Raw genomic sequence first — 23,342 nt, forward strand, 5'->3', positions numbered from 1 at the left:
AACGCGGCTGGGCCGAATCTCCCAGCTGTTAGACCCATCGTCAATAGGGCGGTCGGCGAGGCGGCGTGCGGCCGCGGAACCACACTCGGTGGCTCTCAGGTACGGCATCCCCTACGGGCCCGTACTACTCGAGTCTGACGCGAAGACGGCTCTGCGGTCTGACGACCGCAGTGGCGCCCGTCACTACTGTCGTGGATGTGACTGTGATCGCGACCGAAAGCCTGAGCAAGCGGTTCCCCCGGGTGACCGCGCTCGACCGGCTCTCCGTGGACGTCGGACCCGGTGTGACCGGACTCGTCGGTGCCAACGGCGCCGGCAAGTCCACCCTGATCAAGATCCTGCTGGGTCTGTCTCCCGCCACCGAGGGCCGGGCCGAGGTGCTCGGACTCGATGTCGCCACCAAGGGCGCCGACATCCGCGAGCGGGTCGGCTACATGCCGGAACACGACTGCCTGCCACCCGACGTCTCGGCCACCGAGTTCGTCGTCCACATGGCACGCATGTCCGGCCTGCCGCCCACCGCCGCCCGCGAGCGCACCGCCGACACCCTGCGCCACGTCGGCCTGTACGAGGAGCGCTACCGCCCCATCGGCGGCTACTCGACGGGCATGAAGCAGCGAGTGAAGCTCGCGCAGGCCCTCGTCCACGACCCCCAGCTGGTCTTCCTCGACGAGCCGACCAACGGACTCGACCCGGTCGGCCGCGACGAGATGCTCGGTCTCATCCGCCGCATCCACACCGACTTCGGCATCTCCGTCCTGGTCACCTCGCACCTGCTGGGCGAGCTGGAGCGCACCTGCGACCACGTCGTCGTCGTGGACGGCGGCAAGCTGCTGCGCTCCAGCTCCACCACGGACTTCACCCAGACCACCACGACCCTCGCGATCGAGGTCACCGACACCGACGAACACCCCGACGGCACCCGCGCGGTGCGCGACGCGCTCGACGCGCGCGGGGTGACCGTCCAGGACGGCAGCGGCCTGCCCGGCGCCGGTCACGTCCTGCTGCTCACCGCGGCGGGCGAGGAGACCTACGACCTGGTCCGGGACGTCATAGCCGACCTCGGCCTCGGCCTGGTCCGCATGGAGCAGCGCCGGCACCACATCTCGGAGGTCTTCACCGACAGCGACGCAGCACGGAAGGAGGCGGTCGGCCATGGCAGCTGAACAGCCCGCAGCCACGGTGACGGGTGACCAGACCCGCATCCACAACATCGGCTACCGCAGCTACGACGGCCCCCGCCTCGGCCGCGCCTACGCCCGCCGCTCGCTGTACTCGCAGTCCCTGCGCGGCGCCTACGGCCTCGGCCGTTCGGCCAAGTCCAAGGTGCTGCCGATGCTGCTGTTCGTGGTGATGTGCCTCCCGGCGGGCATCATCGTCGCGGTCGCCGTCGCCACCAAGGCCAACGACCTGCCCCTGGACTACACGCGCTACGCGGTCGTCCTGCAGGCCGTCATCAGCCTCTACGTCGCGGCCCAGGCCCCGCAGTCCGTCTCGCGCGACCTGCGCTTCAAGACCGTGCCGCTGTACTTCTCCCGGCCGATCGAAACCTCCGACTACGTCCGCGCCAAGTACGCCTCGCTGGCCTCCGCCCTCTTCATCCTCACCGCCGCACCCCTGCTGGTGCTCTACGCGGGCGCACTGCTCGCCAAACTCGACTTCGCGGACCAGACCAAGGGGTTCGCCCAGGGACTGGTCTCCGTAGCACTGCTCTCCCTGCTCTTCGCCGGCCTCGGCCTGGTCGTGGCCTCGGTCACCCCGCGCCGGGGCTTCGGCATCGCCGCCGTCATCGCCGTCCTGACCATCACCTACGGCGCGGTCTCCACGCTCCAGGCCATCGCGGACGTCCAGGGCAGCTCCGGAGCCGTCGCCTGGATAGGCCTGTTCTCGCCGATCACCCTCATCGACGGAGTGCAGTCCGCCTTCCTGGGCGCCACCTCGGCCTTCCCCGGCGGGGTCGGCCCTAGCAACGGTGAGGGCGCCGTCTACGTCCTCGTCACCCTCGGCCTGATCGCCGGCGCCTACGGCCTGCTGATGCGCCGCTACAAGAAGGTGGGACTGTGACCACGCTGAACATCGACCACGTCTCCCGCTGGTTCGGCAACGTGGTCGCCGTCAACGACATCACCATGACGATCGGCCCCGGCGTCACCGGCCTGCTCGGTCCCAACGGCGCGGGAAAGTCCACCCTCATCAACATGATGGGCGGCTTCCTCGCCCCCTCCACCGGCAGCGTCACCCTCGACGGCCAGCCGGTCTGGCGCAACGAGGACATCTACCAGCACATCGGCATCGTCCCCGAGCGGGAGGCGATGTACGACTTCCTCACGGGCCGCGAGTTCGTCCTCGCCAACGCCGAGCTGCACGGTCTGGGCGCCAAGGCGGCCGACGAGGCGCTCGCCACCGTGGAGATGGCCTACGCCCAGGACCGGAAGATCGCCACCTACTCCAAGGGCATGCGCCAGCGCGTGAAGATGGCCTCCGCCCTCGTCCACCAGCCCTCGCTGCTCCTGCTCGACGAGCCGTTCAACGGCATGGACCCCCGCCAGCGCATGCAGCTGATGGACCTGCTGCGGCGCATGGGCGACGAGGGCCGCACCGTGCTCTTCTCCTCGCACATCCTCGAAGAGGTCGAACAGCTCGCCTGGCACATCGAGGTCATCGTCGCCGGACGCCACGCGGCCAGCGGCGACTTCCGCAAGATCCGCCGCCTGATGACCGACCGGCCGCACCGTTACCTGGTGCGCTCCAGCGACGACCGGGCCCTCGCGGCAGCGCTGATCGCCGACCCGTCGACGTCCGGCATCGAGGTCGACCTCGCCGAGGGCGCCCTGCGCATCCAGGCCGTCGACTTCGGCCGGTTCACGGCCCTGCTGCCGAAGGTCGCCCGCGACCACGGCATCCGACTCCTCACGGTCTCGCCGTCCGACGAGTCCCTCGAGTCCGTCTTCTCGTATCTCGTCGCGGCGTAGGAGGCCGAAGAATGTACGACCCCACAGTCGCCCGGCTCACCTACCGGGCCCTGCTCGGCCGCCGCCGGGCCCTCATCCTCGGCGCTCTCCCCCTGCTGCTGCTCGTCATCGCCGTCGCCGTGCGCGCCCTCGCCGGAGCCGACGACCAGACCGCGGCGGACGTGCTCGGCGGCTTCGCCCTCGCCACCATGGTGCCGATCATCGGTGTCATCGCCGGCACCGGCGCCATCGGCCCCGAGATCGACGACGGCTCGGTGGTGTACCTGCTGTCGAAGCCGATCAAGCGGCCGACGATCATCTTCACCAAGCTGATCGTCGCCATAGCCGTGACGATGGTCTTCTCCGCCGTGCCCACGCTGCTCGCCGGCCTGATCCTCAACGGCAACGGCCAGCAGGTCGCCGTCGCCTACACGATCGCCGCGCTGGTCGCCTCCATCGCCTACGCCGCCCTGTTCCTGCTGCTGGGCACGGTGTCCCGGCACGCGGTGGTCTTCGGTCTCGTCTACGCCCTGGTCTGGGAGGCCCTGTTCGGCTCCCTCGTGCCGGGGGCCCGCACACTGAGCGTCCAGCAGTGGTCGCTGGCGGTGGCCCAGAAGGTCGCCGACGGGAACCTGGTGACCTCCGACGTCGGCCTGCCCACCGCAACGGTGCTGCTCGCCGCGGTGACCGTGCTCGCCACCTGGTACGCCGGCCAGAAGCTGCGGTCGCTGACCCTCGCCGGGGAGGAGTGACCGGGCCGCCCCGGCCCCGGGCGGGGAGCCCGTACGGGGCGCGGTGGCCCGTGAGGACACGTCGCCCCGCGGCGGTCCGGCGGGCGAAGAGCCGTCGGTAACGCGGTGTACGTCCCCTTTTAATCGGTGGCGCCCGGCTCTCCGTGGCGGCACTGTGGGGGATGCACGAGGCCGGACGGCGTCGGCGCAACGGAAGGCCGCTTCGAGCACGCGGGATGCCCCGTGTGGGCCGACCGACGGGGACGCCGACGCCGTCCGGACCGTGTGCGAGACCGCTTCGAAGAGCACCGCCGGGCCGGTATGCCGGGATCAGACCGACAGACGCTCCAGTACCACCGCGATGCCGTCCTCGTTGTTGGAGGACGTCACCTCGTCGGCCACCGCCTTCAGCTCCTCGTGGGCGTTGGCCATGGCCACGCCCCGGGCCGCCCAGCCGAACATCGGCACGTCGTTCGGCATGTCGCCGAACGCGATGGTGTCCGCGGCCTTCAGGCCGAGCCGGCGTGCCGCCAGCGAGAGGCCGGTCGCCTTGGACAGACCGAGGGGGAGCAGTTCGACGACGCCCGCGCCGGCCATGGTCACCGTGACGAAGCCGCCGGCGGCCTGCCGGGCCACCTCGGCCAGCTCGTCGTCCGACAGGGTCGGATGCTGGATGTAGATCTTGTTCAGCGGCGCCGACCACAGGTCCGAGGCGTCGGTGAGCGGCAGCGCGGGGAGGTCACCCCCGACCTCGTATCCGGGGCCGACCAGCACGTCGCCGTCCAGGCCGTCCCGGCTCGCCGCCAGGTACAGCGGGCCGGTCTCCGCCTCGATCTTGGCCAGTGCCACCCCGGCCAGCTGCCGGTCCAGGGTCACGGAGGTCAGCAGCCGGTGCTCCCCGGCGTGGTAGACCTGCGCGCCCTGACCGCAGACGGCCAGCCCGTCGTAGCCGAGGTCGTCCAGGATGTGCCGGGTCCACGGCACCGCCCGCCCGGTGACCACGATGTGGGCCGCGCCCGCCGCGGTGGCCGCGGCGAGCGCGTCACGGGTGCGCTGCGAGATCGTGTCGTCGCCGCGCAGCAGCGTGCCGTCGAGGTCGGTCGCGATCAGCCGGTACGGGAAACCCCCGGCGGAACCGGTGCCGGAGACCGTGGCGCTGCCGGTGTCGGTCACTTGGACACCGGCTCCAGGACCTCCCGGCCGCCCAGGTACGGGCGCAGCACCTCGGGAACGCGGACCGAACCGTCGGCCTGCTGGTGGTTCTCCAGGATCGCCACGATGGTGCGGGGGACGGCGCACAGCGTGCCGTTGAGCGTGGCCAGCGGGCGCACCTTCTTGCCCTCGCGGACGCGGATCGACAGCCGGCGGGACTGGAACTCGGTGCAGTCCGAGGTCGAGGTCAGCTCGCGGTACTTGCCCTGGGTCGGGATCCACGCCTCGCAGTCGTACTTGCGCGCGGCCGAGGAGCCCAGGTCGGCCGAGGCCACGTCGATCACCCGGAACGGCAGTTCCAGCGACGTCAGCCACTGCTTCTCCCACTCCAGCAGGCGCTGGTGCTCGGCCTGCGAGTCCTCGGGGAGGACGTAGGAGAACATCTCGACCTTGTCGAACTGGTGCACGCGGAAGATGCCCCGGGTGTCCTTGCCGTGCGACCCCGCCTCGCGGCGGAAACAGGGCGAGAAGCCGGCGTAGCGCAGCGGCAGGCGCTCGGCGTCCAGGATCTCGTCCATGTGGTACGCGGCAAGGGGCACCTCGGACGTGCCGACCAGGTACAGGTCGTCCTTGTCGAGGTGGTAGACGTCCTGGGCGGCCTGGCCGAGGAAGCCGGTGCCGGCCATCGACTGCGGGCGCACCAGCGCCGGGGTCAGCATCGGCGTGAAGCCGGCCGCCGTGGCCTGCGCGATCGCCGCGTTGACCAGGGCGAGCTCCAGGAGGGCGCCCACGCCGGTCAGGAAGTAGAAACGCGAGCCGGAGACCTTGGCGCCGCGCTCCACGTCGATGGCGCCGAGCAGCTGGCCCAGCTCCAGGTGGTCCCTGGGCTCGAAGCCCTCGGCGGCGAAGTCGCGGTGCGTGCCGTGCGTCTCCAGCGTGACGAAGTCCTCCTCGCCGCCGACGGGCACGTCGGGGTGGACGAGGTTGCCGAGCCGCTGGAGCAGCTCCTGGGTCTCGGCGTCGGCCGCGTCGCGCTCGGCGTCGGCGGCCTTGACGTCGGTCTTGAGCTGTTCGGCCCGCTTGAGCAGCTCGGCCTTCTCGTCTCCGGCGGCCTTGCCGATCAGCTTGCCGAGGCCCTTCTGCTCGGCGCGCAGCTCGTCGAAGCGGACGCCGGACGACCTGCGCCGTTCGTCGGCGGACAGGAGGGAGTCGACGAGCGCGACGTCCTCTCCACGGGCGCGCTGCGACGCGCGCACACGGTCGGGGTCCTCACGGAGCAGGCGAAGGTCAATCACGCGGTCAAGGCTACCGGTGCGCGGTGTCGGGTCTCGACCCACTATTGCCGGACGCTGGCCTCACGTTCCGTCCGGCCGGTCAATGAGGCGGGTCAATGAGGCGTTGCGTCATCCCCGGAACGAGGCTCGCCAGGACACCCCGTTGACCGGATTTGCTTGTGGAGAACGGGACTTGGGGCGCGGCTGTCCACAGGAATCCACGCTCCGGAAAAGTTATCCACAGGGCGTGCGAAAGATCTGTGGACTCACGGAAGTGATCATTCCCAATTCCGGACGGCGGACTGCCCAAACCCTCCACGCCTCCACTTTCGAGTGGAAACGGGGCGCCAGGTGTCACTCCGGAGAATGGGGTGCAAGAAACAGGTGGACGAAGGGTGACCTGGACCCCTGTGGGTGAAGTGAGGGCCCGTAGGGGGATATGTCGACTGAATGCCGTTTCGTTGTCGACTTGTCCCCAGGTCGAGAAGAGGACCTGTGGATAACTTCTGTGGACAACGAGCGGACGAGGAAAATCAGCCGATAGGCCCGGTGATCAGAACCGGCCGTCCTGGCAGCGCGCCACCCAGTCCGCCGCCGCGACGAACGCCTCGTCCGAGGTGCCCGGCCGCAGCGCGTCCACGTCCGCCGGCCCGACCTCCGCCCGCGGGTACGACCCGAGGAAGCGCACCTGCAGACAGGTCCGCTTCAGGCCCATCAACGCGTCGGCCACCCGCCGGTCGGAGATGTGTCCCTCGGCGTCGATGCAGAAGCAGTAGTTGCCGATGCCGGCACCGGTGGGCCGGGACTGCAGGAGCATCAGGTTGATGCCCCGGGTGGCGAACTCGCCCAGCAGGTCGCGCAGGCCGCCGGGATGGTCGTCGCGCTGCCAGAGCACGACGGAGGTCTTGTCCGCGCCGGTCGGTGCGGCGGGCCGGGCCGGGCGGCCCACCAGGACGAAGCGGGTCTGGGCGTTCTCCGCGTCGTGGATGTCGGCCTCCAGCACCTCGAGGCCGTAGCGCTCCGCGGCGAACTCGCCGGCGAAGGCCGCGTCGTACCTCCCCTCTTGCACCAGGCGGGCGCCGTCCGCGTTGGACGCGGCCGACTCCCAGGCGACGTCCGGGAGGTGCGTCTTGAGCCAGTTGCGGACCTGGGGCTGGGCGGCCGGGTGGGCGGTGACCGTCTTGATGTCCGACAGCTTGGTGCCGGGGCGGACCAGCAGCGCGAAGGTGATGGAGAGCAGCACCTCGCGGTAGATCATCAGCGGCTGGCCGGCGACCAGCTCGTCCAGGGTGGTGGTGATGCCGCCCTCGACGGAGTTCTCGATCGGCACGAACGCGGCCTCGGCCTCGCCGGTGCGCACCGCGTCGAGCGCGGACTGCACGGAGACGTACGGGACCAGTTCCCGGGTCGCCGTCTCCGGGAGGGTGCGCAGGGCGACTTCGGTGAAGGTGCCTTCAGGGCCGAGATACGCGTAACTGGCTGGCATGTCCTCACCCTAATGGGCCCGGGGCCGCCAGGTTCACGCGTCTCTCCCAAGCCCCTCGGCGGGGTGACGCACGGCCGGTTTCACCCCTCCAGGAGCCGCTGACCCACGTACTCTCCCTCCGCCGCCCCGCCCGGCACCGCGAACAGACCGCTCGCCTCGTGCCGGATGAACGGCGACAGCGCGTCGCCCCGGTCCAGCTTGCGCTGCACGGGCACGAAGCCCCGCAGCGGATCGGCCTGCCAGCAGATGAAGAGCAGCCCGGCGTCCGGGACGCCGTCGGAGTCGAAACCGTCGTGGTAGGAGAAGGGGCGGCGGACCATGGCCGCCCCGCCGTTCTGGTCGGGGCGGGTGATCCGGGCGTGAGCGTTGATCGGCACGACGAGCTTCCCGGAGCCGTCCGTCTTCTCCAGATCCATCTCCGTCGTCTCGGTCGCGTCACTCCCTCCGGACAACGGCGCCCCGTCGGACTTGCGACGCCCGATGACGTCCTCCTGGGCCTTGAGCGACAGCTTCTCCCAGTCGTCGAGGAGCATGCGGATGCGGCGTACGACGACGTAGGAGCCGTTCGCCATCCAGGCCGGCCCGCCCTTCCCGGCCCCGGGCGCCTCCGGGACGAAGATCCGCTTGTCGAAGTCGGCGTCGGCGGGCTTCGGGTTGCGGGTGCCGTCGACCTGGCCCATAAGGTTGCGGGCGGTCATGGGGTGGGCGGTGGCACCGGGCGAGCGGTTGAAGCCGTTCATCTGCCAGCGGACACGGGCGGCCGTCCCCGCGTCCTGCTGGATCGCGCGCAGGGCGTGGAAGGCCACCAGGGCGTCGTCGGCGCCGATCTGCACCCACAGGTCGCCGTTGCTGCGGTTCCTGTCGAGGTGGTCGGAGGAGAAGTCGGGGAGCGGGTCGAGCGCGACCGGGCGCTGCTCCTCCAGCCCGGTCCGGCCGAAGAAGCTGTGGCCGAAGCCGAAGGTGAGGGTCAGCGAGGAGGGGCCGGCGTCCCTGGCCACGTCGGTGTCGCGGGTCCCGGCCGGCTCGCCCGCCATCAGCCGCCGGGCCGTGTCGGACCAGCGGCGCAGCAGCGCGGCGGCTTCCTTGCGGCCGGCACCTGCCGCGAGGTCGAAGGCGACGAGGTGGCCGCGCGCCTGCATGGGGGTGGTGATGCCGGGCTGATGTTTCCCGTGAAACATCGCCCGCTCACTGCCGAGCGAGGTGAGGGGCGTGGCGGCGGAGGAGGGGGCGGCGGCATAGCCCGCGGCGGCGCCCGCCGCGCCGAGGACGAGCCCGGTGGCACCGGCGGTGCCGAGCAGCCGCCGCCGTGAGATGCCCTGGGGAGCGGTGGTGCCGTCGGAGTCGATCGGTCCGGGTCCGTCGGGTGCCTTGCGGGTCGTCCCAGGGTTCCGGGCCTCCGGGATGGACTGGTCTGCCATGGTGCGGTTCAGCCGATCTGCGCGTTCTTGGTGAGGGTGACCTGGTCGATGTCGGAGGTCCGTACGGTGACGGCGACTTCCCAGTCTCCGGCCATGGGGATCTGTACTCCGCTCGCCGACCAGTGGCCGGTGGTGATGTGGTCGGGCGCGACGGGCAGGGGCCCGATGTCCTTGGCCTTCTGGGTGAGGGCCAGCTTCACCTCGGGGATGTCGAAGGCGGTTCCGTCCGGGCGTTCGACGTAGAGGTGCAGGTCGTTGGCGCCGACCCGGGCGGGGTCGAGTTCGACCCGTACGACGCCCTTGCCGTTCTGGCCGCCGGTGTCGAAGGGCATGTCGAGTGTCACCGCGCCGGTGGTGGGTGCGGCGCTGGCGGCGGAGGCGGCTCCGGCGGCCTTTGCGTCCTCCTCGGTGCGGCCGGGCTCGGTCTGGGTCAGGACGGTGGTGACCACGAGCAGGACGACGGCGACGCCCGCCTCGGCGAGCACGGAGCGGCGCAGTCCGAAGCGGTGCGGGTCGGCGTCGCGTTGCCGTTTCTGCCGGGCGGCGTCCACGGCCGCGCGCTGCCGGGCGAGCTGGGCGGCGCGCTGCGAGCCCCCGGAGCCCTTCCCCGTGCCGGACGCCTTTCCAGGGGCCTTGGTCTTCCCCGCGGCTCCCGCCTTTCCGGCGGCTCCCGCCTTCCCCGCGGCTTCCGCCTTTCCGGCGGCCTCGGTCTTCTCCGAGACCCCGGTCTTCTCCGTGACCCCGGTCTTCGCTGCGGCTTTGGTCTTCTCTGCCACCCCGGTCTGCCCCGTGGCTTCGGGCTTTTCCGTGCCCCCGGTCTTCCGCGTGACTTTCGCCTCGTCGTTCTTGCGGCCGCCCGACGCGGCCACGTGCTCCTTCTCCCGCTGCCCGGCGAGGGACGGCACCGCCTCCGCCAGCTGGGCCGTCCACCGCCGGGAGAAGTACGCGACGCCGACGAGCACCGCCACGAGCCCGATCTTCACGAGGAGCAGCTGCCCGTACCGGGTGTCGGTGAAGGCCGTCCAGGAGCCGAGCTGGCGCCACGACTGATAGGCCCCGGTCACCACCAGCGCCACGACGCTGCCGAAGGCGATGCGCGAGAACCGTCGTACGGCGAAGGCGGGCACCGGTGTCTGTGCCGGTGCGCGGTACAGGGCGACGAGCAGCGCGGTGAGTCCGCCGAGCCAGGTGGCGACGGCGATCAGGTGGACGACGTCGACCGGCATGGCGAGACCGGCCTGGAGGCCGACGGAGGCGTGCTCGGACATGGCCCACGTCGCCGCGAGGCCCGCCGCCACGACGCTGCCGCCGACCGCGAGCCCGAAGGTGAGGTCCCGCCTCTCCTCGTCCTCCCTCTTGTCGTACGCGCCGAAGAGCACGGCGATGAACAGCGCGGCCGCCGCGAGCAGCAGCAGCCGGGAGACGAGCGCGGCGCCGGACTTGGTCTGCAGCACCTCGCCGAGCAGGCTCAGGTCGAAGACGTCGGCGAGCTTCCCGGAGCCGGTGTAGGAGCCGCGCAGCAGGAGGAGCAGCAGGGTGGCGGCGGTCAGCGCGAGCCAGCCGGAGACGACGAGGCGCTGCACGGCGCGCACCCCGGAGCCGCGCGGCCAGCAGGCGAGCACGAAGGCGGCGCCGCCCACCAGGACGACGAAGGCGGCGTACGAGACGTACCGCCCGACGCCGTACAGTCCGCCGACGAAGCCGCCGCCCGCCGCCTGTGCGGAGACGGAGACCGAGGTCTCGGAGGGGGCGCCGACGGAGAAGGTGTAGGCGCCGGCGACGGGGTGGCTGTCGGCGGAGACCACCTGGTAGGTCACCGTGTAGGTGCCGTCGGGCAGCCCGGCGTGCAGTTTCACGGAGTACGTGGTGCCGCCGGTGCCGGACGGGCTGCCGTCGTCGACGCGCGTGCCCTTGGGGTCGAGGACCCGCAGCGAGTCGTCGTCCATGGAGACCGACTCGGAGAAGGTGAGCGACACCTGGGCCGGGGCCTTGTCGACCACCGCCCCCTGCCGGGGATCGCTGCCGGTCAGCGCGGCGTGCGCGGAGGCCGGTCCGGCGCCGGCCAGCAGCGCGCAGGCCGCTGCCAGGAGCAGCAGTACCAGGGTCCGGACGCGCGGGGCGATGGTCTGCGTCAAGGTGGTCCCTCCCTCAGTGTCCGGAGTCTTCGGTGTGCCCGGAGTGTCCGGTGGTGGGCTGATAGGTGGCCGCCTTCACGGGCATCTTGACCGTGACGGGGTCGGAGTGCGCGAAGTGCAGTTCGACGGCGACCGACTGTCCCTGCTTCGGCTGCCGCTTCAGCTTCTCGAACATCAGGTGGTTTCCGCCGCTCTTGAACACGAGTTGACCGTGGGCGGGGACTTCGAGGCGGTCGACCTCCTTCATGGTCCCCTCGACGGTCTCGTGCACGGTGACCTCGCCGGCCTCGCTGGTGACGGAGGTCAGTTCGTCCGCGGTGTCGCCTTCGTTGGTGATCGTGAGGAACCCGGCCGCCATCGAGTCGGAGACGGGCTGCGGTATGTAGGCGGCGTCGACGGAGAGTTCGGCACCGGAGGCCGCGGAGTCGGAGTCCGAGCCGCCGCAGCGCGCGAGGGCCAGGGCGCCGATCATCGTGACGGCGGCGAGAACGGGGCGGCGCCTCACGGGTTCTCCCCCTTGATCAGCTTGGGGAGGTCCTTGGTGTAGTCGTCGACCGTGGCGTCCTCGCCGTAGAGGACGTAGCCCGCGTCGGACTTCGGGGAGAAGGCGACGACCTGGGTGCCGTGGGTCGAGACGATCTTGCCGTCCTTGTCCTTGGTCGGCGGCTCGATCGAGATGCCGAGGGTGCGGGCGCCCGCCTGGATGGTGTCGAAGTCGCCGGTCAGGCCGACGATCTGCGGGTCGATGCCCTTGAGCCACTTGCCGAGCGCGGCCGGGGTGTCGCGTTCGGGGTCGGTGGTGACGAAGACGACGCGGAGCTTGTCCTGCTCCGTCTGGGAGAGCTGCTTCTTGGCCACGGCGATGTTGTTCATGGTCAGTGGGCAGACGTCGGGGCAGTGGGTGTAGCCGAAGTAGATCAGGGTGGGCTTGCCGGCGGTCTGCTCGCGCAGGTCGTACTTCTTGCCCTGGGTGTCGGTGAGGACCAGGTCCGGCTTCTCGAAGGGCTTGTCGAGGACGGTGGCGGCCTGCCGGCTGTTGTCCTCGGAGACCACGGTCACGGGCTTGCCGCTGTCGGCGCCGCTGCCGCAGGCGGACAGTGTCAGACAGGCGGCGGCGAGCACGGCGGCCATGGCGAACGTCTTCTTGCGCATAGAAAAATGTCCCAGATGTGAGGTGCTCCGGTGCGCGCCGGGGTCCGCCGGCCGGGACCGGATGGACGGACCGGCGGACGGGTGTCCGGCGCGCACCGGACGAGATGATGCGCCGGCGAGGTCACGCCGACGCACCGGCACGGGCGCTGTTACGCCGCCGTGCCGGAGTTGCGCCGCCGGCCGGCCAGCACGCCGTATGCGACGCCCGCCGCGCCGACGACGATGCCGACGATGCCGAGGACCCGGGCGGTGGTGTCACTGCCGGAGCCGGAGTCCGACGAGGAGGCGTCGGCGGCGGTGTTCTGTGCGGCCGCCTGGGCGTCGTCGGCCTTCGCGTCCGAGGAGCCCGAGGCGCCGTGGGCGTCGTCCTCGGCCGCGGACAGCTTGAGCACGGGCGCCGGGGTGTCGGGTTCCTCCTGGCCCTCCTGCGGCACCTCGATCCAGCGCACGACCTCCTTGTTGGAGTACGTCTGGATCGCCTTGAACACCAGCTGGTCGGCGTCCTCGGGCAGCGCGCCGATGGAGACCGGGAACTTCTGGAAGTAGCCGGGCTCGACACCCTTGCCGTCGGCGGTCCAGGTGACCTTGGTGACGACCTCGGTGATCTGCTTGCCGTGCGACTCCAGCGGCTTGGCCGGCTTGGCCTTGGTGACCTCGGCCTTCCAGCCCGGCACCGGCTGCGGCATCACGGACGCCAGCGGGTGGTCGGTGGGGAAGGTGACCTCCAGCTTGGTGGTGGAGGCGTTGTCGCGCTCGTTGGGGACCTTGAAGTCGACGACCGCGTAACCGCCCTTGGCGGCCGCGCCCTCCGGCTGCACGCTGACGTGCGCGAAGGCGGGGGCGGACAGGGCGAGTACGGCGATACCGGACACGGCGCCGGCGGCGGCGATACGGGAAGCCTTCATGGACGGAGTACTCCGCTTCGTGTGGACACGGGGATGTGACCCGGTGCCGGGTGACAGGAGGGATGCGCGCACGCGCGCGTGCCGCACGACGGCGGCCCCTCCCGGGGAAGCGGGACGGTGGTCGCGTCGTGTCAGGCGGCGAGGGCGAACGCGTCACTCGGCGGGCCGCGCCTGATGACCGTGTGCTGGAGTGCGGTGGTACGGGGCCGCGGCGGCACCCACAGGGTGGGGCGCGGCAGGCGGGGGCCCGTACCGGGGGCGCCGGCCAGTCCGGCGTGCAGGGCGCGCACCAGGGAGAGCGCGGCGCGCAGGGCGCGTACGAACGCCGCTTCGGCCACGGAGTGGGCCGAGTGCGCCGACAGTTCGACGAGCCGGGCCAGCGCCAGGTCCCCGCGCCGCAGCAGCCAGCCGGCGGCCAGGGCCGCGAGGACGTGACCGAGCAGCATCGGCAGGGACGGCAGCAGCGAGGCGGAACCACCGGCGCCGGCCAGGGCGTCGGCCGGGTGGTGCGTTGCGGCGGTCTGGGCGTCGGGGGCGATCCGCGCGTCGGTGAGGATGCGCTGGGCCTGGGCCGGGCTGATCGCCGCCGCGGTGGTTCCGCAGACCAGCCGTGCGGCCTGCTGGACCAGCGAGGCGTCGGACAGCGCGCCCGCCCCGGTGCCGGACGCCGCGGCCGGGGCGGCGACGGCGGTGCCGTGCTGACCCAGCCCGAACAGGGTGTGCAGCGCGGTCTGTCCGACGGTGAGCAGCGTCACGATGCCGGCCAGCGAGCGCCGGCGCCCGGCGAGTGGCACGGCGACCAGGACCGCCCCGAGGAATCCCGCGCCCAGCGACCACAGCGGAACGGTGGCGCAGGAGGCGAGGGTGTGCCCCGCCGCGGCCAGCACGACGCAGACCGCGGCGAACACCGCGGCCCGCAGGACCCGGAGATCGTTCCCGGAGCGCGCCGTTGGCGGGTGGGGGGCAGTCATGGCGGCCTCATCATCGCACCCGCGGCCCGCGCGCCGTACGGCAGGTCCACAAGATGCCGTACGGCCGGAAGGTGAGGAACGGCACGGAAGGTCACCTTCTGTCACGGGCCGCCCGGCATACACCGATCGGCGCTGGCGACGCATCCGCCAGACGAGCGGTGTCCCGGCGGCGGTGTGCTTACGCCCGGGTGTGAGGGGCAATACGTATCGGTATGTCGAGCCGCGGCCGGGAGGCTGGAGCATGAGCATCTGGTGGTCACTCCATTTGCGGCGCGAGGCTGCGAGCGTGCCCCTGGCCCGCCGCCTGCTGATCGGCACCATGGAGACCGCGGGCGTCGACCCCGACATCTCCTTCGACCTCTCCGTCGCGCTGAGCGAGGCCTGCGCCAACGCCGTCGAGCACGGCGGCGACGACGGGTCCGGCGGCCCCGGCGAGGCCTACCGCGTGACGGCCTACCTGGACGGCGAACTGTGCCGTATCGAGGTCGCCGACACGGGCCCCGGTTTCCCCGCCACCGCTTCGGACGGACCGCGGGGCACGGCGCGTCCGGCACCTGCGGAGGCGGAGAGCGGCCGCGGTCTGTGTCTCATCCGGGAGCTCGCCGACCACGTCCACATCGGCAGTGCGCCGGGGCGTGCCGGTGCCGTGGTGAGCTTCGACAAGATCCTCAAGTGGCGCGAGAACGCCCCGCTGATGGCGGTCTGACGGCCACAGCCGCGCGGGAACGCCGACGGCCGGGCACCCACAGGGGGCGCCCGGCCATCGTACGACAGGTCAGCCCTTCAGCGCGGCCATCCACGCCTCGACCTCGTCCGACCGGCGCGGCAGACCGGCGGACAGGTTCCGGTTGCCGTCGGCGGTGACGAGGATGTCGTCCTCGATGCGCACGCCGATGCCCCGGTACTCCTCGGGCACGGTCAGGTCGTCGGCCTGGAAGTACAGGCCGGGCTCGACGGTGAGCACCATGCCGGGCTCCAGCGTGCCGTCGACGTACGACTCGACGCGCGCCGCGGCGCAGTCGTGGACGTCCATGCCGAGCATGTGACCGGTGCCGTGCAGCGTCCAGCGGCGCTGCAGGCCGAGCTCCAGGACGCGCTCGACGGGGCCCTCGACCAGGCCCCACTCGACGAGCCGCTCGGCCAGCACGCGCTGGGAGGCGTCGTGGAAGTCGCGGTACGCGGCGCCCGGCTTCACCGCCGCGATGCCGGCCTCCTGGGCGTCGTACACGGCGTCGTAGATCTTCTTCTGCAGCTCGCTGTAGCGGCCGTTGATCGGCAGGGTGCGCGTGACGTCGGCGGTGTAGTACGTGTGCGTCTCCACGCCGGCGTCGAGCAGCAGCAGGTCGCCGGAGCGGACCGGGCCGTCGTTGCGGACCCAGTGCAGGGTGCAGGCGTGCGGGCCGGCGGCGCAGATGGAGCCGTAGCCGACGTCGTTGCCCTCGACGCGCGCGCGGAGGAAGAAGGTGCCCTCGATGTAGCGCTCGCTGGTCGCCTCGGCCTTGTCGAGGACCTTCACGACGTCCTCGAAGCCGCGCACGGTGGAGTCGACGGCCTTCTGCAGCTCGCCGATCTCGAACTCGTCCTTGACCAGGCGGGCCTCGGAGAGGAAGACGCGCAGTTCCTCGTCGCGCTCGGCGGTGACCTTGTCGGTCAGGGCCGCCTCGATGCCGGCGTCGTAACCGCGCACGACGCGCACCGGGCCGGTGGCCTCGCGCAGGCTGTCGGCCAGCTCGCGGACGTCGGAGGCGGGGATGCCGTACAGCTTCTCGGCCTCGGTGAGGGAGTGGCGGCGGCCGACCCACAGTTCGCCCTGGCCGTTCAGCCAGAACTCGCCGTTCTCGCGGTTGGAGCGGGGCAGCAGGTAGATCGTCGCGGTGTGGCCCTCGCCCTCGGGCTCCAGGACCAGGACGCCGTCCTCGGTCTGGTTGCCGGTCAGGTACGCGTACTCGACGGAGGCGCGGAAGGAGTACTCCGTGTCGTTGGAGCGGGTCTTCAGGTTGCCCGCGGGGATCACGAGTCGCTCGCCGGGGAAGCGGGCGGACAGCGCGGCGCGGCGGGCGGCGGTCTCGGCGGCCTGGGCGATCGGCTCCAGGTCGTGCAGCTCCGTGTCGGCCCAGCCGGACTTCATGTTCTCGGCCAGCTCGTCGGACACGCCCGGGTACAGGCCGTTCTTGCGCTGCTTGATGGGCTCCTCGGTCTCGTCCGGGTTCTCCGGGTTCTCCGAAATCTCCGGGTTGAGCTCCTCCGCCACGGTCATCCTCCTAGGTACGGCACTGGACCACCCCCATCGTACGGTCGTACGGAAGGGGGCCCAGGGCCGGAGGACCTGTTACGCGAAGGCACTACCGTCCGTTATGCGTGGTCTGCGGGGCGTCAACGCGGGTCCGGTGTCCGTTATTCGAACCGGACCGCCAGGAGGACGACGTCCTCGTCCGAGTCCGCCTCCGCCTTTGCGCCGGGCAGCACGGTGCGCAGGACGTGTTCGACGACCGCGTCCGGGTCGCGGCGTGCGGCTCGGGGCACTCCGGCCGCCGCCGCGTGCAGCCGGGCGAAGGCGCGGTCGGCAGGGTCGCCGGTGCGGTGCAGCAGGCCGTCGGTGTACAGCAGAACCGTCTCTCCGGGTTCGGCCTCGAGCTCCACGCTGGGCGCTTCCCAGCAGGCGAGCATGCCGAGCGGCGCGGAGACGGAGGTCTCGACGAACTCGGTGCGCCGCTCCCCGATCAGCAGCGGCGGGCTGTGCCCGGCGCCGGCGAGGGTGATCCGGCGCAGCGCGGGCTCGCAGTAGCCGAACAGCGCGGTGGCCGAGCGGGCGGGCTCGGTGAGCCGCAGCAGCAGCTCCAGGTCGGACAGGACGGCGACCGGATCCTCGCCCTCCATCACGGCGTACGCCCGCAGCGAGGCGCGCAGCCGCCCCATCGCGGCGACCGCGCTGGGCCCCGACCCGGTGACGGAGCCGACGGCGAGGCCGAGAGCGGCGTCCGGCAGCGGCAGCGCGTCGTACCAGTCGCCCCCGCCGCGCGGGCCGGTGCGGTGCCGGGCGGCGAGCTGCACGCCGGGCACCCGGGGGAGCCGGGAGGGCAGCAGTTCCTCGGCCATGGTGGCCATGGCGGCGCGGGTGCGCTCGACCTCCAGGAGGCGGGTCAGGTGCTGGGCGGCGTACCGCACGTACAGGCCGGCGAGGTGGCGCCGGCGTTCGCCCGGTTCGGCGGGCTCGTCGTAGAGCCAGACGGCGGCACCGAGGCGCCCGGTGCCTTCGGCGCGCAGGGGGAGGGCGTAGCTCGCGGCGTAACCGAGGCGGGCGGCGACCTCGCGGTGGCGGGGGTCGAGGGTCTTCTCGGCGAGCAGGTCGGGTTCGGCGACGCCGTCCTCGTCGACCGGCAGGCCGTCCAGAATCCGTCCGTAGGGCAGGGAAGAGCGGGGCACGGTCTCGATGTGGCCGAGATCGGAGCGGGCGAGGCCGAGGCCGACGGTGGTGTCGGGGCCGAGTCCGTCGGCCGGTTCCAGTACGACGAGCCCGCGCCGGGCGCCGACCAGGGCGGCACCGGCGTGCAGGAGTTCCTGGAGGCCGTCGGCGAGGGTGCCCGTGCGGACCAGGCGTTCGGTCAGTTCGTGCAGGGTCGTGAGGTCCGAGACGCAGCCGGCGAGCCGGTCCTGGAGCAGGGCGCCGGGGGCGCTGGAGGGGTCCGTGACGGCCTCGGCGTCCGCCGTGGGGGACCCGGTCGCCGAGGAGGCGTCCGCCGCGGCGGGCGCGACAGTGTGTGCGGGGGAGGGAACCGTTGAATCGATTCCGGCCACTTTCGCAGGGTGCGGGGCGTTCATGGCGTCCGGCCTTCCGACCGGCGCTTACTGCTCAAAAGCATCGCAAACCCCCATGTCATTCTGCGCCGCCAGCAGTGTCTCCACATGTACACGCACTCGTAAGGGGATGTCCAGCATTGTCCTGCTGGGATTCCTGGTGTCCGTGGGGTGCGAGCGGCCTCCTCCCCGCCCCCTTGCGTAAAAGCGAAATTGGCTTGAAACTGCCCCAGAGGACGCCTTGTTGCGGTCGACTGGGGGTGCTTCACGGAGCGTCACAGCGGTCGTGATGGGTACGTACTCGGAGAAGGCCAGGGGTGGTTGGGGGCCACCTGGAACCTGGCGACGGACCCGGGCGTCCTATCCACCGACGACCGTGCCCCATCCTCCCGTGGCGGAGGCGGAGAGAAATACGCGCGACGGCAAAACGCCATACTTCGCCACCCCCGCGCCACGCCCATGCTTTTGCCAGACGCAGTGGTCGGAACCGTCACGGACGCAGTCAGTGCTCGACCCACAGGGGTTTCCCTTGCCCTTGGCGGAGGTGTCGTCCGGGGATCTCCCCGTGGGGGCGCCCCCCGGCAGGGGTGTGATGCGCCACCAGCAACGCACAGCGAAGTGATCGACACATGGTGTGAAGTGACCACGGTGTTGCCAGGCGTGCAACGGAAAGGAACGAGCGCTCATGCGCGAGATCCTCGGAAGGCGACGCAGGCTCCTGTCCCAGCACGACGACGGGCGGCCTGAGCTGATCGGCGCGGCCCTGACCTACGCGACACAATGGCGGTGGCCCGTACTCCCGGGCGCGGCGGCCGACGAGCGGGCACGGTCGCGCTGCGCCTGCCCCGACCCCGAGTGCACGGTGCCGGGCGCGCATCCCTTCGACCCCGGTCTCCTCGCGGCGACCACCGACGCCCGCATGGTGCGCTGGTGGTGGACCAACCGGCCGACCGCCCCGATCGTCCTGGCCACCGGTGGCAGCGCCCCGTGCGCCGTGTCCCTGCCCGCCCTGCCGGCCGCCCACGCGCTCGCCGCGCTCGACCGCGCCGGGCTGCGCACCGGCCCGGTCGTCGCCTCGCCCCGCCGCTGGTCGCTGCTGGTCAGGCCGTACTCCATGGAGCAGTTGGGCGAGTTGCTCTACGCCAAGGACTTCGTCCCCGGCTCCCTGCGCTTCCACGGCGAGGGCGGCTATCTCGCGCTGCCCCCCTCCGAGACCGGCGCCGGTGCCGTCCGCTGGGAGCGGGCGCCGCTGCCCGGCTCCGCCGCACCCTGGGTGCCGGACGTGGAGGCCGTCGTGGACGCGGTGGTCGACGCCCTCACTCGTACGGGTGTGAGCGCGCCCGAGTTGTAGAGGTGTCCGGCGCGCGCCGGGTCCGGGACGGCTCCCGGTCGTTATCGTCCGCCCCATGCCGCTTCATGCCGGGGAGCACCGCACCGTCGGACCGCGCGGCGCCGTCGGACCGCGCCGCGCCCTAGGGCTGCTCGGCGCCGTCGGACCGCGCCGCGCCGGGCGACGCCGTGGTGGGCCGGACCGTCGGCAGATCCGTCTGTACGGGCTCGCGGGCATCGTGGTGTGCGCGGTCGTGCTGCCGTTCGCCGTGGCGTCCGCAGGGCCCTCGGGCGACGGGGGCGAGGGTGCACCGGCGGCCGTCCCGCTTCCCGCCCGGGGCGGTGACGGCAAGGCGCCCGCGTCCCCGACGGTGACGGGCGCCGCGTCCCCCCGTCCGCCGCTGCCGCCCGGCGCCGCCCTGGCCGCGCGCTGCGGTCCCGAACTCACCTCGCCCGCGGGCGTGGAGGCGCAGACCTGTGTCCTGACCCGGGGTACGGAGACCTGGGCGCGGACCTACTACCGCAATGTCACCGGCGGCCCGCTCGAGTCCGTACTGAGCCTCATGGGGCCCGACGGGCGCAGCGTGCGGATCCGCTGTGCGGTGAGCGCCGAGGACGCGCCGGGAACCTGTGAGACGCCGCCGGACACCGAGGGCGCGACCCGGGGCGGACTGGCGGGGTACAGCGCGGTCGCGGAGTTCGCGCGACGGGCCGGGTACGGGCCGCTGCTGCTGCGTGCCGGGAGCGGCGGGGGTGCCGAGCGCTTCGATAGCACTGGGGACAACTCGCCTGTGCAAACGGGGAGTTGACGGGCGACTGCGGTGAGTGCCCGACCTGGGGCACGGAAAGACCCGGTTGCTGGCGACGGGGGATGCACCAGCAACCGGGCTACTGGAACGGTAACAAGAGATCGGCGGTTAGCAAATTCGATCTTTTGTTTCCGGTCACCGACTGGCCTGTCTCCATGGGGAGTTGTGACCGGAGTCACGCGTCCGGAGGGCGCCGCTCCGGCTGACCGGTCGGTCAGCCGGGGACGGCGTCGGCGAACGGGCGTCAGCTGAGCGTGACCTGCCGGTTGGTCAGGCCGCCGCGCGCCCGGCGCTCGTCGTGCGTGAGCGGGGCGTCCGCGGCCAGCGCCTCGGCGAGCCGCTCGGCGAACTCCGCGGCGGGCTTCTCGATGTCCTGCGCGGTGATCTCGCTCGGCAGGTCCCACACCGGCACGGTGAGCCCGTGGGCGCGGAAGGAGCCCACGAGGCGGGTGCCCTCGCCGAGGGACGACCGGCCCGCGGCGTGCAGCCGCGCCAGGGCGTCCAGAAGGCGCTCCTCCTCGTGCGGCATGACCCACCGAAGGTGGTTCTTGTCCGGCGTCTCGCACCAGTACGCGGCGTCGACGCCCTGCAGCCGGACGGTCGGGATGGCCGCGGCGTTGGCCCGCTCCAGGGAGGCGGTGACGTCCGGCGTGGCGTTGTCCGGGTCCGGCACCCAGAACTCGAAGCCCGAGTGCACCTCCGGCTCGAAGGCGCCCTCGGGTGCGAGCAGGTCCTGCAGCCGGGGACCGTCGGCCGGAGCGCGGCGGCCCTGCACCGGGGTGCCCGGGTCGGCGGTCAGCGCCCGCGCGAGGGTGTCGGCGAGGTCGCGGCTGATGTCGCCGGACGCCGTGTCGTTCTGCAGGCCGAGCAGGACCGAGCCGTCGTCGCGGCGCAGGGCGGGCCAGGCCATCGGCAGCACCGTGGCCAGCGTGACGGAGGGGACGCCCTCGGGCAGGCCGTCGCGCAGGGTCAGCTCGACCGTGGCCGCCGGCACCAACTCCCGCAGGGCCACCCAATCGCACTCGCCGGGCAGCCCCTCGAACGGGCGCTGCACCAGCGCGGTCGTGGCCTGGGCGGCGGTCCGGCCGTGACAGGCCTTGTACCGCCGGCCGCTGCCGCAGGGGCAGGGCTCACGGGCGCCGACGACCGGGACCTCGGCGTCGTCGAGCTGGGGCCGCTTGGCCTTCGTCTGGGGTCGCTTCTTGGCCATCGTGGGTGTCTCCCGGTTACGGCTCTACTCGTACGGCGCGAGCCTAGCCGTTCCGGACCCGGCCGACGGGACCCTGTGGACGACGGGCCGCCTGTGCACAACTCGCCGTCGCCGGCCGAGACCTGTTGCCCGCCCCGGCCACCCCGCCCGCTCCGGGCGCGGGCCGCCGGATCAGCCGAGGTCGTCGAAGGCGTCCGCGAAGTCCAGGCCGGGGATCTCCGAGACCGCCGGTGCCGAGATCCGGGCGGCGAAGTCGTCCCGGCGGTGCCCGGCTTCCGGGTCGCGCACGTCGCCGTGGACGACGACCCAGACCGTGACCTCTCCACGGGGGTCGTCCCGTACGCCCCAGTCGTCGGCGAGCGCCGTGATGATGTTCAGCCCGCGGCCGCCGTGTGCGGTGACCGAGGGGGTCGCCGGAGCCGGGCGGGTCGGGCCGCCGCCGTCCGTGACCTCCACGAGCAGCCGGCCGCCCGCGTCCACCTGCCACGCGGCGCGGACGTCGCCGTCCCCGGCCAGGGCGTCGCCCAGCGGCCGGCCGTGCTTGCAGGCATTGCTCAGCAGTTCGGAAAGGACCAGTACGGCGTCGTCGATGACCGATTCCGTCACACCGCCTCTGCGCAACTGATCACGCATGCGGTGTCTCGCTTCCCCCACGCCCGCAGGGCCATGGGGCACGGCCATGCTCGACGACGTGGGCACCTCCTGTGCCACCACCAACGCCACCCCCGAGACCTCCTTCGCCCCACGCCACGGTGTGGATGCCCCATCGCTCCGAGCCGGAAACCGGCCGATCCCCGTACGGTGACGCATTCGACACGGTCGGACACGCACCGAACGCGCCGGAGCACTCCCCGTAATCGTGTGGCTGGATCTGATCGGTGCGGCCGAGACCGGAGAATGGGGCAGCGGGGCCGCCGGGTCAAGAGCCGCGGACGAACCGACGTCCCGGGCGATCGGCGGATCGCGGTCGGCGGGTGGCGGTCTGGGCTGTCGGCGGGTCGCGGTCGGCGGGTGGTGGTCCGGGCGGTCGGCGGGTCGCGGTCCGGGCGGTGCACCGGTCTCGGTCCGGGCGTCGGGCCGGTCAGCGGCCCGGGTGGCTCAGGTGGTCCAGGACCGCGCGCGGCCGGTTGGTGATGATGGCGTCGACGCCCAGGCCTGCGCAGAGGTCCACGTCGGAGGTCTCGTTCACCGTCCACACGTGCACCTGGTGACCGGCCTGCTTCAGGCGCTCGATGTAGGCGGGGTGATTGCGGACGATGCGCATCGAGGGGCCCGCGATCCGGACACCCGCGGGCAGCCGCCCGTCGCGCAGCCGGGGCGAGACGAACTGCATCAGGTAGACCGTCGGCAGCGTCGGCGAGGCGGCGCGCACCCGGTGCAGCGACCGGGCCGAGAAGCTCATCACCCGCACCGGGGATTCCTCGGCCGAGGCCGGTGCGTCCAGTCCGAACCGCTTCAGGAGCAGCAGCAGTCGCTCCTCCACCTGTCCCGCCCAGCGGGTGGGGTGCTTGGTCTCGATGGCCAGTTCCACGCGCCGCCCCGCGTCGGCGACCAGTCGGAGCAGCCGCTCCAGAGTCAGTACGGAGGTCTCCTCCCGGTCCTCGGGCCGGTGCTCCCAGTCGGGCTGCTCGTCGCGCGTGCGCCAGAACTCCCGGGTCCGTCGGGCGCCGAAGTCCAGGGCGGCGAGATCGGCGAGCTCGAGCGCGGACACCGCGCCGCGACCGTTCGACGTACGGTTGACGCGCCAGTCGTGGACGCAGACGAGATGGCCGTCGGCGGTCAGGCGGACATCGCACTCGAGGGCGTCCGCCCCGTCCTCGATCGCCTTCCGGTACGCGGCCAGGGTGTGCTCGGGGGCCTCCTCGGAGGCTCCGCGGTGGGCGACGACCTGAATCCGGTGCTGTCGTGCGTGGGTCACCGCGTCATGGTGCCACCGCGGGCGGGTAGACGTGCCATCGGCGGAATCGGCAACGCGTCCGTTTAGTCTTGGATGACCTATGTAAAGAACGGTCGGGGACCCACAG

21 protein-coding genes are annotated in these 23,342 nt (G+C 72.1%); 7 read left to right on the forward strand and 14 right to left on the reverse strand.

Going from position 1 to position 23,342, the window contains the following annotated elements; genetic code table 11:
• Positions 1-203: 203 nt before the first annotated feature.
• Genes NI25_RS19630 through NI25_RS19645 form a run of 4 tightly spaced genes read left to right on the forward strand, consistent with a single transcriptional unit; the run spans position 204 to position 3,703 of the window.
• Positions 204-1,166: an ABC transporter ATP-binding protein gene (locus NI25_RS19630; RefSeq protein WP_061443691.1), complete on the forward strand. Its 963-nt coding sequence runs from the start codon at positions 204-206 to the stop codon at positions 1,164-1,166.
• On the forward strand, positions 1,156-2,064 hold the full coding sequence (locus NI25_RS19635) for an ABC transporter permease (protein WP_061443692.1): 909 nt from the start codon (positions 1,156-1,158) through the stop codon (positions 2,062-2,064). The genes NI25_RS19630 and NI25_RS19635 overlap by 11 nt, the downstream gene beginning before the upstream one ends.
• Positions 2,061-2,972 (forward strand): ABC transporter ATP-binding protein, encoded by a 912-nt coding sequence (locus tag NI25_RS19640; protein ID WP_061443693.1) that lies wholly within the window; start codon positions 2,061-2,063, stop codon positions 2,970-2,972. The genes NI25_RS19635 and NI25_RS19640 overlap by 4 nt, the downstream gene beginning before the upstream one ends.
• Positions 2,973-2,983: 11 nt before the next feature.
• Positions 2,984-3,703 (forward strand): ABC transporter permease subunit, encoded by a 720-nt coding sequence (locus NI25_RS19645; protein ID WP_007388893.1) that lies wholly within the window; start codon positions 2,984-2,986, stop codon positions 3,701-3,703.
• Positions 3,704-4,012: 309 nt separating this feature from the next.
• On the opposite strand, the gene NI25_RS19650 is transcribed toward NI25_RS19645, so the two are convergent.
• The 9 genes from NI25_RS19650 to NI25_RS19690 form a co-directional block, all read right to left on the reverse strand.
• On the reverse strand, positions 4,013-4,855 hold the full coding sequence (locus NI25_RS19650) for an HAD family hydrolase (protein ID WP_061443694.1): 843 nt from the start codon (positions 4,853-4,855) through the stop codon (positions 4,013-4,015).
• Positions 4,852-6,129: a serine--tRNA ligase gene (serS, locus tag NI25_RS19655; protein WP_061443695.1), complete on the reverse strand. Its 1,278-nt coding sequence runs from the start codon at positions 6,127-6,129 to the stop codon at positions 4,852-4,854. The genes NI25_RS19650 and serS overlap by 4 nt, the downstream gene beginning before the upstream one ends.
• 532 nt (positions 6,130-6,661) lie before the next feature.
• Entirely contained in the window at positions 6,662-7,594 is a 933-nt protein-coding gene (gene pheA / locus NI25_RS19660; protein ID WP_061443696.1) for a prephenate dehydratase, read from the reverse strand.
• 80 nt (positions 7,595-7,674) lie between these two features.
• On the reverse strand, positions 7,675-9,012 hold the full coding sequence (efeB, locus tag NI25_RS19665) for an iron uptake transporter deferrochelatase/peroxidase subunit (RefSeq protein WP_061443697.1): 1,338 nt from the start codon (positions 9,010-9,012) through the stop codon (positions 7,675-7,677).
• Between the two features lie 8 nt (positions 9,013-9,020).
• Positions 9,021-11,147: a copper resistance CopC/CopD family protein gene (locus tag NI25_RS19670; protein ID WP_061443698.1), complete on the reverse strand. Its 2,127-nt coding sequence runs from the start codon at positions 11,145-11,147 to the stop codon at positions 9,021-9,023.
• A gap of 13 nt (positions 11,148-11,160) precedes the next feature.
• Complete coding sequence (locus tag NI25_RS19675) at positions 11,161-11,652, reverse strand: copper chaperone PCu(A)C (RefSeq protein ID WP_061443699.1); 492 nt, start codon at positions 11,650-11,652, stop codon at positions 11,161-11,163.
• Positions 11,649-12,299, reverse strand: a complete 651-nt coding sequence (locus tag NI25_RS19680) for an SCO family protein (protein WP_061443700.1) — start codon at positions 12,297-12,299, stop codon at positions 11,649-11,651. Before NI25_RS19680 ends, NI25_RS19675 begins: the two co-directional genes overlap by 4 nt.
• A gap of 149 nt (positions 12,300-12,448) precedes the next feature.
• Positions 12,449-13,204, reverse strand: a complete 756-nt coding sequence (locus tag NI25_RS19685; RefSeq protein WP_061443701.1) for a YcnI family protein — start codon at positions 13,202-13,204, stop codon at positions 12,449-12,451.
• Between the two features lie 131 nt (positions 13,205-13,335).
• On the reverse strand, positions 13,336-14,175 hold the full coding sequence (locus NI25_RS19690; RefSeq protein WP_061443702.1) for a hypothetical protein: 840 nt from the start codon (positions 14,173-14,175) through the stop codon (positions 13,336-13,338).
• Positions 14,176-14,416: 241 nt separating this feature from the next.
• On the opposite strand from NI25_RS19690, the gene NI25_RS19695 reads away from it, so the two are divergent.
• A complete protein-coding gene (locus tag NI25_RS19695; RefSeq protein WP_061443703.1) occupies positions 14,417-14,881 on the forward strand; it encodes an ATP-binding protein in 465 nt (154 codons plus the stop codon).
• A gap of 69 nt (positions 14,882-14,950) precedes the next feature.
• Here NI25_RS19695 and NI25_RS19700 read toward each other — a convergent pair whose 3' ends face one another.
• Both NI25_RS19700 and NI25_RS19705 read right to left on the reverse strand, forming a co-directional pair.
• A complete protein-coding gene (locus tag NI25_RS19700; protein ID WP_383515419.1) occupies positions 14,951-16,426 on the reverse strand; it encodes an aminopeptidase P family protein in 1,476 nt (491 codons plus the stop codon).
• A gap of 143 nt (positions 16,427-16,569) precedes the next feature.
• Entirely contained in the window at positions 16,570-17,994 is a 1,425-nt protein-coding gene (locus NI25_RS19705; RefSeq protein ID WP_061443705.1) for a PP2C family protein-serine/threonine phosphatase, read from the reverse strand.
• Positions 17,995-18,655: 661 nt separating this feature from the next.
• Between NI25_RS19705 and NI25_RS19710 the strand changes: the two genes are divergently transcribed.
• Together NI25_RS19710 and NI25_RS19715 are read left to right on the forward strand one after the other, a co-directional pair.
• Complete coding sequence (locus tag NI25_RS19710; protein ID WP_061443706.1) at positions 18,656-19,321, forward strand: bifunctional DNA primase/polymerase; 666 nt, start codon at positions 18,656-18,658, stop codon at positions 19,319-19,321.
• A 55-nt stretch (positions 19,322-19,376) separates the two neighbouring features.
• The gene (locus NI25_RS19715; protein WP_233520752.1) at positions 19,377-20,108 is read left to right on the forward strand and encodes a hypothetical protein; all 732 of its coding nucleotides are present in this window, start codon (positions 19,377-19,379) and stop codon (positions 20,106-20,108) included.
• 244 nt (positions 20,109-20,352) lie between these two features.
• On the opposite strand, the gene NI25_RS19720 is transcribed toward NI25_RS19715, so the two are convergent.
• From NI25_RS19720 to NI25_RS19730, 3 genes are all read right to left on the reverse strand, one after another.
• Positions 20,353-21,318, reverse strand: a complete 966-nt coding sequence (locus NI25_RS19720; protein WP_061443707.1) for a DUF5926 family protein — start codon at positions 21,316-21,318, stop codon at positions 20,353-20,355.
• A gap of 171 nt (positions 21,319-21,489) precedes the next feature.
• Positions 21,490-22,128, reverse strand: a complete 639-nt coding sequence (locus tag NI25_RS19725; RefSeq protein ID WP_061443708.1) for an ATP-binding protein — start codon at positions 22,126-22,128, stop codon at positions 21,490-21,492.
• Between the two features lie 271 nt (positions 22,129-22,399).
• Positions 22,400-23,236 carry a glycerophosphodiester phosphodiesterase gene (locus NI25_RS19730; protein ID WP_061443709.1) on the reverse strand — a complete coding sequence of 279 codons (837 nt, stop codon included), beginning with the start codon at positions 23,234-23,236 and terminating at the stop codon, positions 22,400-22,402.
• Between the last annotated feature and the right edge of the window lie 106 nt (positions 23,237-23,342).

Source organism: Streptomyces sp. CCM_MD2014, from assembly GCF_000772045.1.
GTDB lineage: Bacteria > Actinomycetota > Actinomycetes > Streptomycetales > Streptomycetaceae > Streptomyces > Streptomyces salinarius.

What these genes read in the sequence shown, in the direction of transcription:
- NI25_RS19635 (WP_061443692.1), top strand. Translation starts at nt 1,156, where the DNA reads ATGGCAGCTGAACAGCCCGCAGCCACGGTGACGGGTGACCAGACCCGC.
- NI25_RS19645 (WP_007388893.1), top strand. Translation starts at nt 2,984, where the DNA reads ATGTACGACCCCACAGTCGCCCGGCTCACCTACCGGGCCCTGCTCGGC.
- pheA (WP_061443696.1), bottom strand. Translation starts at nt 7,594, where the DNA reads ATGCCAGCCAGTTACGCGTATCTCGGCCCTGAAGGCACCTTCACCGAA.
- efeB (WP_061443697.1), bottom strand. Translation starts at nt 9,012, where the DNA reads ATGGCAGACCAGTCCATCCCGGAGGCCCGGAACCCTGGGACGACCCGC.
- NI25_RS19680 (WP_061443700.1), bottom strand. Translation starts at nt 12,299, where the DNA reads ATGCGCAAGAAGACGTTCGCCATGGCCGCCGTGCTCGCCGCCGCCTGT.
- NI25_RS19685 (WP_061443701.1), bottom strand. Translation starts at nt 13,204, where the DNA reads ATGAAGGCTTCCCGTATCGCCGCCGCCGGCGCCGTGTCCGGTATCGCC.
- NI25_RS19690 (WP_061443702.1), bottom strand. Translation starts at nt 14,175, where the DNA reads ATGACTGCCCCCCACCCGCCAACGGCGCGCTCCGGGAACGATCTCCGG.
- NI25_RS19695 (WP_061443703.1), top strand. Translation starts at nt 14,417, where the DNA reads ATGAGCATCTGGTGGTCACTCCATTTGCGGCGCGAGGCTGCGAGCGTG.
- NI25_RS19705 (WP_061443705.1), bottom strand. Translation starts at nt 17,994, where the DNA reads ATGAACGCCCCGCACCCTGCGAAAGTGGCCGGAATCGATTCAACGGTT.
- NI25_RS19710 (WP_061443706.1), top strand. Translation starts at nt 18,656, where the DNA reads ATGCGCGAGATCCTCGGAAGGCGACGCAGGCTCCTGTCCCAGCACGAC.
- NI25_RS19715 (WP_233520752.1), top strand. Translation starts at nt 19,377, where the DNA reads ATGCCGCTTCATGCCGGGGAGCACCGCACCGTCGGACCGCGCGGCGCC.
- NI25_RS19720 (WP_061443707.1), bottom strand. Translation starts at nt 21,318, where the DNA reads ATGGCCAAGAAGCGACCCCAGACGAAGGCCAAGCGGCCCCAGCTCGAC.
- NI25_RS19725 (WP_061443708.1), bottom strand. Translation starts at nt 22,128, where the DNA reads ATGCGTCACCGTACGGGGATCGGCCGGTTTCCGGCTCGGAGCGATGGG.